Genomic DNA, 12,701 nt, shown 5'->3' with positions numbered 1-12,701 from the left:
CCGACCCGAGGCCCATCGAGCCGGAACCCCACCACCCACCTCTGTTCCAGGAGTGAAAATGCCACCCACTCGTCGCTCGGTTCTCATGGCGATCGCGTTGTGCACGACGGCCGTTGCCGCCACCGCCTGCGCGTCCAGCCCGCCGAGCCCCTCCGACGGCGGCCAGTTCGTCGTCGGCTACTCGCAGTCGAACAACGCCGAGCCCTACCGGGCGCAGCTCAACCTGCAGCTGCAGTACTTCGCCAAGCAGCATTCCGACCTCAAACTGCTGCCCATCACCGACGCGCACCAGGACAGCGCGACACAGGTGAGCCAGGTGCAGAACTTCATTCAGCAGAAGGTCAACGCGCTCATCGTCTCGCCCAACGAACCAGCTCCGCTCACCGCCGCCGTGCAGCAGGCCTGCGACGCCAAGATCCCGGTGATCATCCTGGATCGCACCGTCAGCACCGACTGCTACAGCGCGTTCATCGGCGGCGACAACTACGTCATCGGCAAGCTCGCCGGGGAGGCCGCAGTGGCCGCGCTACCCAACGGCGGCAATGTCGTCGAACTGCGCGGCATCCTGTCCGACCAGCCACAGGTCGACCGCGACAAGGGTTTCCGGGACGCGATCGCCGGCCACAACCTCACCATCATCGACGAGCAGGAAGCCAAATGGCTGAAGGCCAACGCCACCACGGTCATGCAGCAATGGCTGTCCAAGGGTGACAAGGTCGACCTCGTCTACGCGCACAACGACGACATGGCGCTCGGCGCCCAACTCGCCATCCAGGGTGCGGGCAAGGCCGGGGCCATCCAGATCATCGGCATCGACGGTCTGGCCATCCCCACCGGCGGCATCCGCGCCGTGCAAAACGGCCAGCTGCTGACCACTTTCGTGTATCCGACCGGCGCCGAGCAGGCGGTCGACACCCTGGTGAAGCTGCTGCACAACCAGTCGGTGGAGAAAAAGCAGGTGCTGTCGACCACGCGAGTGACGCCGGAGAACGCCGCGCAGATCTATCAGGAGTACGACATGTCCGGCAAGGTAGGCGGCTGAGTCCGCGCCAACAGCTGGGTGAACTCTTCGGCGTAGGCCAGTTGGCGGCGTCGTAACCGTACTCTCCGGTCAGGGGGAGAGTTGCAAGCCGAATTCGGTCGAACGTGGCCTAAATCTCATTGGTTCATCAGTCCGTCGGCGCGCTGCCGGGGTGGGCATGTTCGCTGCCGTCGCAGTCCTACCGCGCCCGGAATATATTGCGCTAGAGCGATATTCGCCGCGTTCTACGATGGAGGCACGGGGCGTTGCGGACTCCCCCACGCACGAATGGAGACCGGACTCATGTCGGACGCGAACAAGCGCAATCTCGTCTACTTCGAAAATCCGTCCATGCGGGGGCTGTACGAGTGCATGGAGGAGTGGCAGCAGGCTGCTGGTCAGCGCCTGTTGTCGATCAGTATTCAGCACGACCGGGACAACTTCTGTTGCATCGCGCTGACCAATCCGACCGAGGTCGTGATCACCAGTCCCGACGGGCACAACCACGCGAACGTCAGCCGGTTCGGGATGCTCGCGGTGGACCCCGGCTAGCCGCGGCCCGCGTTGCGCGCGGTGCCGCGGTGCGCCGGCACGGTGGTGGGGTCCTCGGGCCAGGCGTGTTTGGGGTAGCGGCCGCGCAGGTCCGCGCGAACCTGAGGCCAGCCGGTGCGCCAGAAGGAGGTCAGGTCCGCGGTGACCGCGACCGGGCGTTGCGCGGGTGAGAGCAGGTGCAGCACGATCGGGACGCGGCCGTCGGCCAGGCGTGGGGTGTCGGTCCAGCCGAAGACTTCCTGCACCTTGACCGCGAGCACCGGCGGGTCGGTCGAGTAGTCGAGGCGAGGGCGACTGCCGGAGGGGACCGCCAGGCGTTCGGGCGCGAGTTCGTCCAGGCGGGTGGCCGCCGGCCAGGGCAGTAGGCGGCGCAGTGCCTGGCCGGCGTCGATGCGTTCGAGGTGGGCGCGGGTGCGGGCGGTAGCCAATTCAGGACCGAGCCAGGTGTCGGCGGCGGCGAGCAGCGATTCGTCATCGACTGCGGGCCAAGGGGTTCCGAGGGTGCGGTGCAGGAATTCGAGGCGCTGACGTAAGGCGATCGCGTCGGAGCTCCAGCGCAGCACGCCGAGACCGGTCGCGCGCAGTCCACGACGAACCGCGGCGCCGAGCAATTCGCGATCGGGGTCGCGAATCTGCTTCTCCGACAGCACGATCGCCCCGAGCCTTGTTACCCGCCGGGCGACCACATTGCCGTCGATCCAATCGACCTCGTCGACGGTCGTCAGCAGGCTCGACGCGGCACGGCGGGCCAACTGTTCGTCGGCGACCGCGGCCAACCGAATCCAGCCGTCGGAACGACCAGGATCGCGCGTCGCCACGCCAACCGCCAGCCACTCCGCGTCACCCATTCCGGAGCCGGGCGGCAACGTCACCGCGGTGCCGCCGACCATGAGATAGCTCGCCGAGCCCGGACCGCGCCGTCGCGCCAGCCGCTCCGGATGCGCCAGTGCGACAACGAAAGCCGGATCATCGACGCCGTCCGACGGGTCCACCAGGCGGGCCAGCCGCTCGACCTCCCGCTGCCAGCGCCCCGGTCGCTCGCGGCGCAGCGCCCGCAGACCGGCCACCAGATCGACTCCGGCCGTGAGGGTGTCGTCGTCGAGGACGGTGACCACTTCCGCGGCCGCCCGCGCGCCCACGACCGCGGCCCCGTCGAGCAACGCCCGCGCCAACCGCGGGTGCAGGCCGATCCGCGCGATGCGCCGCCCACGGTCGGTCACCGCACCGTCGCCGTCCACGGCCCCCAACGCGCGCAACACATCCCGGCCCGCTGCCAACCCACCGGGCGGCGGGGCGTCCCACCAGGCGAGGCCGTGACCATCAGCCGTGCCCCAGCAGGCCAGCTCCAACGCCAACCGCGTCAAGTCCGCCGTCCGAATCTCCGGCTCGGGATAAGCGGGCAGCGTGCCGTTCTCATGCTCCGGCCAGCAGCGCCACACCCGCCCGGGAGCTTCCCGCCCCGCACGCCCGGCGCGTTGTTCGGCCACCGCCGCCGAAACTCGAACTGTCGCAAGCCCGGACAATCCGCGCCCTCGATCGATGCGCGGCACCCGCGCCAATCCCGAATCCACCACCGCCCGCACGCCGGGCACGGTCAAACTGGATTCCGCTACCGCCGTGGACAACACCACTCGCCGTCGCGCCCCGGCCCGCAACGCTGTGTCCTGCGCCGTCGCGGAGAGCCTGCCATGCAACGGCAGCACGTCCACGTCGTTCATGTCGGCCAGTAACGTTGCCGTCCGGCGAATTTCGGCCGCGCCGGGTAGAAAGACGAGCACGTCACCCTCGGTCCCGGCGAGCGCGGCCCGGGTGGCACGCGCCACCTGCGCCTCGACCCGCTCCCTCGGCAGCGACGGAAGATACGTCGTCTCCACCGGATACGCCCGCCCCTGCACCCGCACCACCGGCGCGTCGTCCAACAGCGCCGCAAGCCGTTCCGCCGCCACAGTCGCAGACATCGCAAGCACCCGCAGATCGGGCCGCAACCCGGCCCGGGCATCGAGCAGCAACGCCAACAGCAGATCCGCGTCGAGATGGCGCTCATGACACTCGTCGAGCACCACCACATCCACCCCCGCCAACTCGGGATCGCCCTGCAGGCGTCGCACCAGCAACCCCGAAGTGACGACCTCGATCCGGGTTCCCTTCCCGACCCGCCGATCCCCACGCACCGAATATCCGACGGTCTCCCCCACCGATTCCCCCAGCAGAGCGGCCATCCGCGCCGCCGCCGCGCGAGCCGCCAACCGCCGAGGTTCCGCCACCAGCACCCGCCCCGCGGTCCCCGCCGCCAACGCCAACGGCACCAACGTCGTCTTCCCGGTCCCCGGCGGCGCGACCAGCACCGCGGTCTCACGCGCCGCCAACGTCTCGACAATACGATCGAGCGCGCCGCGAACCGGCAGATCAGGAAGCTCAGGCAGTTTCATTACCCACCAGTCTGCTGCGTCATCACTCGAAGGGCTCAGCCGCGGTAAGTCCCCGCAGAAACGTCTCGAAGTCCGCAGCCAGAATCACCGAACTCTCCCGATCCGTATCGAACACCGCCACGGACGGTTCCCCCGCCGGCCCACACTCGCGATAATCCAGCCCGACCCAGTAGTGCCCGTCCCCGTCGAGCAACACGATCGGCGCGGGCAGCCCCCATTCCCGCACCAGATAGGCCCCGTAGTCGGAGTCACCCCAGAACGACTCCATCACCTCATCAATAGTCACCACGGCGCGAATCATACGATTCGCCGATCGGGTGACCCCGCTCAATTCAGCCCGGTGATGAACCCGCCGAACAGGCGGTTCGCCTCGCCGGACTCGAACAGGCGCTCCATGTCCGCCCTGGCGGTCTGCCGCCGGAACGCACCTTGATACGAATCGTCGCCCGCGTTGTGCACCAATTCGGTCCACCACGCCGCGAATGCCTGGTAGTTCCATACATGACGAAGGCACGTCGCCGAGTAACTGTCGAGCAGGCTCGAATCCCCGGTCTGATAATGGATTACGGCCTTCGCGAATACCTCGGCGTCATACATGGCCAGGTGCATTCCTTTCGCACTCATCGGTGGCACGATGTGTGCGGCGTCCCCGAGCAGGTACAGCCGACCGTAGCTCATCGGGCTGTACACTCCGCAGCGGCACCAGTTGCGTGCTGACGATCCGGCCCGTATTCACCACGGGTTCACCGAAACGAATCTCGAGCTCTTCCCAAATGCGCTCGTCCGTCCACTGCGACGCGGAAGTGTCGAGCGGGCACTGCAAATAGAATCGACTCGCGTGCGGCCCGCGAGCGAACTGCCCGGCAAATCCACGAGGGTGTAGCGCCATCATCGACTGGTGGTTGGCGGAAACATCCGCCAGGATGGTCAGCCACGCGTACCCGTACTCGTGGGAGTACCGAGTAAGACTCGCGCCGGGGATGGCCGCCCTGCTCACACCGCGGTCACCGTCACAGCCTGCGACGAACTCGCAGCCGAGCACCCTCGTAGCGCCCGCGCTGTCGCGATACCGTACGAACGGATGTGCATCGCCGACAACGTTTTCCAGGGAAACCTCGGCCTCGAAACGCAGATCTCCGCCATCGCTGACGAAAACGTCGATGAGGTTGCGCACAAGTACCTGCTGCGGGCAGAACCGGCCATCGTTTTGATCGTCGGAGACGAACTCCAGCGGGCGTGTTTCGCCGTCGATCCGGAAATTCAGTACTGGCGCGACAGGGTCACCGCCAAGCACCCTGTCTTCGATACCCCATTCACGGAACATGCGTACCGCCCGGGTATCGATTACCCCGGCGCGCTGCCGCTGCTCGACATACTCGCGGTCCCGCCTTTCGACAATGATGCAATCAATTCCACTGCGCAGCAGGAAATTACCGAGGGTAAGTCCGGCGACGCCCGCGCCGATGATTACTACAGTGGTGTTCTCGCGCACTTCGGACATTGTTGGGTGACTCCCTGAAAGATGGTGGCAATTCCCGTAAACCGGGAATACCACCACGGTATGCACGCGCGTCTAGGCTTACCACCGGCATCCCGCCGCGTGACACCGGAAACCCGCCAAGCTCTAGCGTGCCCGCCGGAGGTCGCTCTGGTAGCGGCCGGGCGTCTGGCCGACGATCGCGGTGAAGGCTTCGATGAAGCTGGTCGGATTGGACCAGCCACACGCCAGCGCCGTACTCGTCACCGGCCGGCCGTCGAGCAGATGCACCAAGGCGTGCTGGACGCGCAACAAAGTCCGCCACTGATGGAAGCTCATCCCGAGTTCGGCTTGGAACAGCCGGCTGAGCGTGCGCTCGCCCGCACCGACCGCGCGCCCCAGCTCGGCCAGCGTCGCCGACGTGGCCGGGTCGGCGTGCAACAGGGCGGTGGCGGCACGTAGCCGATCATCGCGCGGCTCAGGAAGATAGACGAACTGCTCGGGGATGTCGGTGAGTTCGTCGAGCACCACCCGGCACAGCCGCTCCCTGGCCCCGGGCTGGAACGGGCGATCGGTGGTGAGCGCTACCAGCACCTCTCGCAGTAGCGGCGTCACGGCGAACACGGTCGGCCTGCCCGGCAAGCCGTCACACAATTCGCGCGGCACCTCCAGCACACGCACCTCGGTTTCCCCGTACGCGCGGTGACTGTGCTCGAAACCGGGAGGTGTCCAGGTGAGGCGGTCGGCGGGCGCCACCCACGTGCCGAGTTCGGTGGTGGTGGCGAGCACACCGGTGGACGGATACAGGAACTGTCCCTGCCGATGTCGGTGCACGGCAACGTGCGTCCCATGGCCCATCCAGCCACGCTTGGTCGTATCGAAGTCGAACTCGGGCGACGTCTGGCGGGTTTTCGGCATCTCCATCCAAAGTACCAGAACCTTTGACACGCGAAACCGGCTGCGGCCCTGCCACATTTGCGCACCACGGGCGGCGACTCGCGGAGCCGAACTCCGACTATCGCGCGATCCCTCCGTCGGCGGCGCGCGTCCAGTTACCCTGAGGTGATGCGATTCCGGTTCCGTAGCTATGCCTTGGCCATGCTCGCCGCCGCTGCGTCGACGATGCTGCTATGTACGAACGCGACCGCGGCTCCGCCGAATCAGCCGGTCGCCGCAGGGCTGGACGGGGGTTTCCTCTGGGGCGTCGCGTCCTCCGGGTTCCAATCCGAAGGCCATGCGCCCGACAGCAATTGGACGCGCTACCTCCCGGCACACCCCGACTACGAGGGCCTGCGGGATTCGGTCGACTTCTACGATCGCTACGCCTCGGACATCGATTTGGCCGCCGGACTCGGCGCGCGCGTGTTCCGGATCGGGATCGAATGGGCCCGGGTGGAGCCGACGCCGGGCGGGTGGGACGAGAACGCCTTCCGTTTCTACGATGCCGTGATCGCGAAGATCGAGCAGGCGGGGATGCGTCCGATGATCACCCTCGACCATTGGGTGTATCCGGGCTGGGCGGTCGACCGCGGCGGCTGGCGCAATCCGGGCATGGTCGGCGACTGGCTGGACAACATGCGCACGGTGGTCGATCGTTATGCCTCGCGTAATCCGCTGTGGGTCACCGTGAACGAGCCGGCCGCCTATATCTCGCAGGAGGTCCGCCTGGCCGGCGCCAATCCCGGCGACATGCTGGAACGGATCGCGCAGTCGCACAACGCCATCTACGACTACATTCACCAAACCCAGCCCGGCGCACAGGTGACCAGCAATGTCGGTTACGTCGCGGGCTCGGAGGATCAGGTCAACGGGGGCTACCTCGATCGCATCGGCGGCAGGCTCGATTACGTCGGCATCGACTACTACTTCGCCTACGATCCGGCGCAGTCAGTGCTCAGCTCCATCACCAGGGCCCTCGGATCGTCCGCGCCGAACCTGCCCGGCATGAACATCTGGGATCTGCCCGTGCGCACCGAGGGCATCTACTATGCGCTGCAGCACTATTCGCGCCGATTCCCAGGCAAGCCGCTCTACATCGTCGAGAACGGCATGCCCACCGACAACGGCCGACCCCGCGCCGACGGCTACTCCCGCAGCGATCATCTGCGCGACACCGTCTACTGGATCCAGCGCGCCAAGGCCGACGGCATGAACGTCATGGGCTACAACTACTGGAGCCTCACCGACAACTACGAATGGGGCAGCTACACACCACGATTCGGCCTCTACACGGTCGACGTGCGCACCGACCCCGGCCTCACCCGCCGCCCCACCGACGGCGTCGGCACCTACGCACAACTCATCAACGACGGCGGCGTCCCCGCCGACTACCGCCCCACCCGCGGCCCGGCCCTCTGCATCCTGGTCGACCCACCGGCCAGCTGCCTGACCCCGGCCGCGGCACCGTAGTCGCTGCGCGAGCGCCTACTCGGTGCGGCGTCGGCGATCGCGAACGGTCACCGAGATCACCGATCGGGCCAGCGCGCGGAGATCATCGGGAATGCGGAGGGGTTCGACCGCGCCCTCGAAGCCTTCCAGGATCGCGCCGTCGGGCCAGCTCACTTCGTACCGGTACCAGCAGCGGACCTCGCTCGGGTGGTACGGCAATTCGAGCTCCAAGCGCACCGCCATCTCGACCAATGCCGCCGCCACCTGCGCGGCGCCACCGGTATTGGTCACCTGCCACCACAGCGGGCTGCCCCGGTCGAACTCGGAGATTTCGACCAGGTACCTCAGCTTGCCCCTATCGCTGATCTCGGTCACATCTGACACCCTGCCAGAACAAGCCGGGACGCCGAACCAAAACCGGTGCGCGGCGGCGCATCTCGCTGGGTGTATAGCAGGCTAGTGCTTCGCTAGGCCGAGTGCCGCCCGCAACGGCACCGGCTCACCGTCGGTGCGCGCCAGCGGGCGCCCCGAAACGGCGGTCGGGACGATCCCTTTGAACAAGGCGATCACATCGAGGACGAACCCGGCCCGGCTGACACCCAGTCGACGCAACGCGGGCCCATGGTCCGCTGCGATCACCATCGTGGCCCCGACCAGCACAATCCACCACAGCAACACCGGAATCAGCCGGGCCCGGGCGGAGCTCTTCGCGAACGCGACCCGCAGCCGGTGACAGTGGAACGGCACGTGCCGCAATTCGTCGTTCAGGATCAACCCGGCGACCTGGGCGGTCAACGGGTCGTCGGTGCCGTCACGCAGCGCACGGTAATACCGCAGCGCGACCACCTCGGCCACCATCAGCACCATCAATTCCAGCCGCAACCCGAGCGCACGCCGCAGCCGCACAAAGACCGTGTCACTCCAGTGCGCGCGAATGGTCGCTGATCCACCGGCCTCCAGCAGCAACCCCAGCATCCGCGCGTGATTGATCTCCTCGGCGACGAACAGCCGCACGGCGGCGGTGTACGTCGGATCCCCCGCGGCCTCGGCCTTGGCGATCAGGTTCGCCCCGTCCCCGCTCTCCCCGACCTGGAACCGCTGCACACTACGAACCACCGCCAGGTCCAGCTTCGCACCCCGCCCCCACTCCGGATCTCCCGCGGCGGCCCGGGCGACCTTCCTCGCCTCGAATTCGGTTGCCCATCTAGAAAATTCGTCCACACCCTGCATACCGACCTCCACACTCGTCGGCTCGCCGCGGCGGCGAGCGTCCCGGACACCCCGGTGCAGGCAAACCTAGACAGCGCTTGTGCAGGTCCCTGGCATCAAACGTGGAGATCCTGTGCAGAGACTCCGGCCCACCCTGCTGGCACAATAACCCTGTGAAGCTCGAAGACATCGTGATCCCGGACTCCGCGAGCTGCCGCGCGGCCACCGAGGTAGCGGCCGCCTACTGCACGCCGGCCCTGTTCAACCACTCGGTCCGCTCGTATCTGTGGTCCGCAGGCCACGCGGAGCTTCAAGGCATCCCCTTCGACGCCGAACTGCTCTACGTCGCGGCACTATTGCACGACCTCGGCCTGGTCGAGGAGTTCGACAACGCCAGCCTCTCGTTCGAGATCTCCGGCGGCCACCTCGCCTGGGTCTTCGGCGCCGCCGCCGGTTGGCCGGTGGCGCGACGGAAGCGCGTCTCCGAGGTGATCATCGCCCACATGGCGGACAGCGTCGACGTGACAATCGACCCCGAAGGCCACCTACTGGAACACGGCACCGCCGTAGACATCTCGGGCCGGGGCGCCACCGCACTCCCACCAGAATTCCGAACCACCGTCCTGCAACACCACCCCCGACTCGACCTCCCCCAAGAGTTCCTCACCTGCTTCCAGTCCCAAGCCGCCCGCAAGCCCCACACCTCCCCCGCCGCCGCCCTCCGCAGCGGAATGTCCACCCGCATCTCCACCAACCCCCTCGACCACCCTGTGTAACGCGAGAAGCGGCAAGGGCGGACGTTGAGTCGACACCGTCATCCGGCGAAGCAGGCGCATGCTTCACCAGCGGGTAAGCGATGGTCAGACGGGAATGGTTTGTTTTATCAGGAGGGTGCCTGATCGCTGAGTCGCCGCCACCGGGCCACCCGTGTACAGCGCCACCGGGGTGCCGGAGCTGTCCACGGCGATAATCGCTGCTGGCGCAACCGTTCCACCGCTGACGACGAGCGTGGGCACTCCATCCACGTATCGGAGGCTCAGCATGGCCACCTCCTCGGGCTCCTCGGGCTTGATCTCGATCTCGGTCGCGGGGTTCTCGCCCAATTCGGTGTTCTCAGGGGTGATTTGCTCGTCGGACATGGGGCGTCGCCTCCTCCTGGCCGGGCGGGTGCCGACCGTTACCTATGGTCCCATGCTCAAGCTCTAGAAACTCGAGATCGATTGCGTTCCAACATCAACCGCGCCGGAACAGACCAGGTCATCGGGCGGCCCCGGTGAGCCATCAATGTCTATGTTCATAGCAAAGGAAAGCGGTGGTGGTGATCAGCGGATCGGTTCCAAGGTTCCTGGCAGATACAGGCAATGCGGCCCTGGAGCGCGTACTGGAGCGGTGAACGACAGTCCGATGCCTTTCCCGCCCGGCATCCCCGCGAGGCCCAGCAGCATGAGGTACCCCGGCGGGGCGGCGCTGGGCTGCAACGTGACTGATCCGTCGGGATGGCTTTCGGGCAGTGTGAAATGCGAGGCGATTTGCTGTGCGGCGGGCAGTACGGTGCTCTCGTCCAGTTCTGGGCAGTCTTTTCCCATGGGCAAGACCTTCGCCCGAATGCCCATGTCGGACAGCTTCGCGTTGGTCGCATCGATCGCACGCATGTCCGAGATCGACACCGTGACCGACCCGTCGTCGTTGCGGACCACGGCGAATGCCTGTGGGCTCGCCCCCATCATGTCGATTGCGACAGTGCTCGCTCCGGCGAGTACCAACGCCGCGATGGCAATGCCTGCCGCGCGACGCGGGAATCGCCGCGGCGCCGACCGGGCGGAGCCGGTTTACGCGGGGAGCGAAGGGTGGGTGCGATGGCCAAGGACACTGTCTTGCCCTACTAATCCTCCTCCTCGGTATGCCAGTGCGTTGTTATCTGATCGGACCGGGCTGGCCGGACGCACCCGTCCGCTGCCCGCTTCGCGGACTCAGAATTCGCAGTACATGACGTGCAGACCGACTCGGCCGAGCGTGGAGTGGTGAAACGCTCCGGGCACGGTTCCTATGATTTCGAACCCCAGGCGCATGTAGAGGTCAACGGCCCGATGATTGGATTCCGCAACAGCATTGAACTGCATGCCGACGAAGTCGTGTTCCTTGGCCCACTCCATTACGAACCGGCACAGGGCAGTACCGACGCCCTTGCCACGCTCCGCTGCGGAGACCATGAAGCTGGCGGTCGACACGTGTGCGCCGGGTCCCGGCCGATTGGCATACGCGTTGGCGGTACCCGTCACCCGATCATCGGTTACGGCTACGACAGTGATCGCGGGCGGTCGCAGCACCCACATGTCGTGGGCCTGTTGCTCGGTCATCACCGGGTCGTAGGCGAACGTCTCACCAGCCCTTACGATGTCACGAACGATGGGCCAGACCTGCGGCCAGTCAGCAGGGGTGAGTTCGCGAATCCGCATGGGTCACAAACTATCTCGGACACCAAAGCAGATACCACTCATTTGTCGCCGCAGCTGGGAACCAGCTTCGCTCGAGGCTGCCATCGGTTGCCGGCGTGGGAGACTCGCAATCAATTGGGATGCGCCTCATGGCTCGTTTCGGCAGCATAGGTGCATGGGCTGGAGATTCACCGAAGATGTTGAGCAGTATCTGGGGGCAGCTGGAGATTTTCTGCGGTCCCGTCCTGCCGAACACAATGTCGCGTTGACCGTGAGCGCGACCATTGCCGCTGGTAATGCGCCAAGGCATCCGAATCCGCCGCTGTTCGGCTGGTTATCGCGCGACGGTCAGGTTGGCGCAGCGATTCTGCATTCCCGGCCGGCCCCACTGGGCTTGTTCGGACTTGCCGCTGCCGATGCGGCCGAGCTGGTCGCGGTACTGAACAACGAGGGTCGAAAAGTCGATTACGTCAACGGCCCGGTCGATGTCGTGCGGGCCTTCGCCGAGGCCGCGCAGCGCGGATCCGAAGCCGTTGACCACCAGCTTCTCTACCGGTTGAGTGGGCTGGTGGCGCCCCGCACGACAGCCGGGCGGGCCCGGCTTGCTCAGCATTCCGACCGGGAGGTGCTCGAGGATTTCACCAAGGTATTCGCATATGAGGACACCTCGGTGCCGTTCGATGAGGTCGGTGAGCGGCTGTCCTACAACGGCTTCTGGTTGTGGGAGGTCGACGGACAGCCGGTATCGGTCGCCTCGCTCTCGCGCAGTGTTGCCGGCATCGTGCGGGTCGGACTGGTGGCAACCCCACCGGAACATCGCGGACATGGCTACGCGGCCGCGGTGACGCACCACGTGTCGCAAGTCGCGTTGGAGGCAGGAAACCGTGAGGTCCTCCTGTTCACCGAGAGGTCGAATCCCACGAGCAACGGCATCTACCAGCGGTTGGGCTACGAGGTCGTCGAAGAGCAGATCCAAATGCGGCTCAGCGCGACCCATCAAGACATTCGCACACCGTAGAAAGTTCTGCCAGCCAACCCAGTTCGGACCACCGACCAACGCGCGCCCAGCGGCATGGAAAGACGTTCGTGAGGCGGTTGGCGGCCAACGGCTACGTGCTCGAATTCGGTTGACAATCGGGCACCAGGCGAAGCCGCGCGGGACAAACCGGACGGGCGGATCGCCGCACACT

Annotated in this window: 15 protein-coding genes; 5 read left to right on the top strand and 10 right to left on the bottom strand. The window is 66.4% G+C overall.

Features of this window, described 5'->3' with window-relative positions; genetic code table 11:
- Nucleotides 1–58: 58 nt before the first annotated feature.
- Together ACIBCN_RS26795 and ACIBCN_RS26790 are read left to right on the top strand one after the other, a co-directional pair.
- Entirely contained in the window at nt 59–1,042 is a 984-nt protein-coding gene (locus ACIBCN_RS26795) for a substrate-binding domain-containing protein (RefSeq protein ID WP_396994430.1), read from the top strand.
- Between the two features lie 282 nt (nt 1,043–1,324).
- Nucleotides 1,325–1,573, top strand: coding sequence for a hypothetical protein (locus ACIBCN_RS26790; RefSeq protein ID WP_396994429.1), 249 nt, complete (start codon nt 1,325–1,327; stop codon nt 1,571–1,573).
- Here the strand turns inward: ACIBCN_RS26790 and hrpB are convergent.
- From hrpB to ACIBCN_RS26765, 5 genes are all read right to left on the bottom strand, one after another.
- Nucleotides 1,570–4,002, bottom strand: coding sequence for an ATP-dependent helicase HrpB (gene hrpB, locus ACIBCN_RS26785; protein WP_396994428.1), 2,433 nt, complete (start codon nt 4,000–4,002; stop codon nt 1,570–1,572). The two genes, ACIBCN_RS26790 and hrpB, sit on opposite strands and share 4 nt — an antisense overlap.
- A 22-nt stretch (nt 4,003–4,024) precedes the next feature.
- Nucleotides 4,025–4,291 (bottom strand): SMI1/KNR4 family protein, encoded by a 267-nt coding sequence (locus ACIBCN_RS26780; protein WP_396994427.1) that lies wholly within the window; start codon nt 4,289–4,291, stop codon nt 4,025–4,027.
- 38 nt (nt 4,292–4,329) lie between these two features.
- Complete coding sequence (locus ACIBCN_RS26775; RefSeq protein ID WP_396994425.1) at nt 4,330–4,680, bottom strand: FAD-dependent monooxygenase; 351 nt, start codon at nt 4,678–4,680, stop codon at nt 4,330–4,332.
- Nucleotides 4,592–5,503 (bottom strand): FAD-dependent monooxygenase, encoded by a 912-nt coding sequence (locus ACIBCN_RS26770; protein ID WP_396994424.1) that lies wholly within the window; start codon nt 5,501–5,503, stop codon nt 4,592–4,594. The genes ACIBCN_RS26775 and ACIBCN_RS26770 overlap by 89 nt, the downstream gene beginning before the upstream one ends.
- Before the next feature lie 123 nt (nt 5,504–5,626).
- Nucleotides 5,627–6,403, bottom strand: coding sequence for an AraC family transcriptional regulator (locus ACIBCN_RS26765; RefSeq protein ID WP_396994423.1), 777 nt, complete (start codon nt 6,401–6,403; stop codon nt 5,627–5,629).
- Nucleotides 6,404–6,544: 141 nt separating this feature from the next.
- Between ACIBCN_RS26765 and ACIBCN_RS26760 the strand changes: the two genes are divergently transcribed.
- On the top strand, nt 6,545–7,888 hold the full coding sequence (locus ACIBCN_RS26760) for a family 1 glycosylhydrolase (protein ID WP_396994422.1): 1,344 nt from the start codon (nt 6,545–6,547) through the stop codon (nt 7,886–7,888).
- Nucleotides 7,889–7,903: 15 nt separating this feature from the next.
- Here the strand turns inward: ACIBCN_RS26760 and ACIBCN_RS26755 are convergent, their stop codons facing one another.
- Nucleotides 7,904–8,242 carry a hypothetical protein gene (locus ACIBCN_RS26755; RefSeq protein WP_396994421.1) on the bottom strand — a complete coding sequence of 113 codons (339 nt, stop codon included), beginning with the start codon at nt 8,240–8,242 and terminating at the stop codon, nt 7,904–7,906.
- A gap of 81 nt (nt 8,243–8,323) precedes the next feature.
- Nucleotides 8,324–9,097, bottom strand: coding sequence for a ferritin-like domain-containing protein (locus ACIBCN_RS26750; RefSeq protein ID WP_396994420.1), 774 nt, complete (start codon nt 9,095–9,097; stop codon nt 8,324–8,326).
- Nucleotides 9,098–9,249: 152 nt separating this feature from the next.
- Here ACIBCN_RS26750 and ACIBCN_RS26745 point away from each other — a divergent pair, with 152 nt between their 5' ends.
- Nucleotides 9,250–9,852 (top strand): HD domain-containing protein, encoded by a 603-nt coding sequence (locus ACIBCN_RS26745; protein ID WP_396994419.1) that lies wholly within the window; start codon nt 9,250–9,252, stop codon nt 9,850–9,852.
- 84 nt (nt 9,853–9,936) lie between these two features.
- Here ACIBCN_RS26745 and ACIBCN_RS26740 read toward each other — a convergent pair whose 3' ends face one another.
- The 3 genes from ACIBCN_RS26740 to ACIBCN_RS26730 all read right to left on the bottom strand — a co-directional run bounded on the left by ACIBCN_RS26740 (nt 9,937) and on the right by ACIBCN_RS26730 (nt 11,532).
- Nucleotides 9,937–10,215, bottom strand: coding sequence for a hypothetical protein (locus tag ACIBCN_RS26740; RefSeq protein ID WP_396994418.1), 279 nt, complete (start codon nt 10,213–10,215; stop codon nt 9,937–9,939).
- A 183-nt stretch (nt 10,216–10,398) separates the two neighbouring features.
- Nucleotides 10,399–10,773, bottom strand: a complete 375-nt coding sequence (locus ACIBCN_RS26735) for a hypothetical protein (protein WP_396994417.1) — start codon at nt 10,771–10,773, stop codon at nt 10,399–10,401.
- 273 nt (nt 10,774–11,046) lie between these two features.
- Nucleotides 11,047–11,532, bottom strand: coding sequence for a GNAT family N-acetyltransferase (locus ACIBCN_RS26730; protein WP_396994416.1), 486 nt, complete (start codon nt 11,530–11,532; stop codon nt 11,047–11,049).
- A 250-nt stretch (nt 11,533–11,782) separates the two neighbouring features.
- Between ACIBCN_RS26730 and ACIBCN_RS26725 the strand changes: the two genes are divergently transcribed.
- Nucleotides 11,783–12,529: a GNAT family N-acetyltransferase gene (locus ACIBCN_RS26725; RefSeq protein ID WP_396994791.1), complete on the top strand. Its 747-nt coding sequence runs from the start codon at nt 11,783–11,785 to the stop codon at nt 12,527–12,529.
- Nucleotides 12,530–12,701: the final 172 nt, after the last annotated feature.

Origin of the sequence: Nocardia sp. NPDC051052 (genome assembly GCF_044456045.1) — a bacterium.
Lineage (GTDB): Bacteria > Actinomycetota > Actinomycetes > Mycobacteriales > Mycobacteriaceae > Nocardia.
The sequence above is the reverse complement of the archived record's forward strand: the minus strand, read 5'-3'. Positions and strand labels throughout refer to the sequence as shown.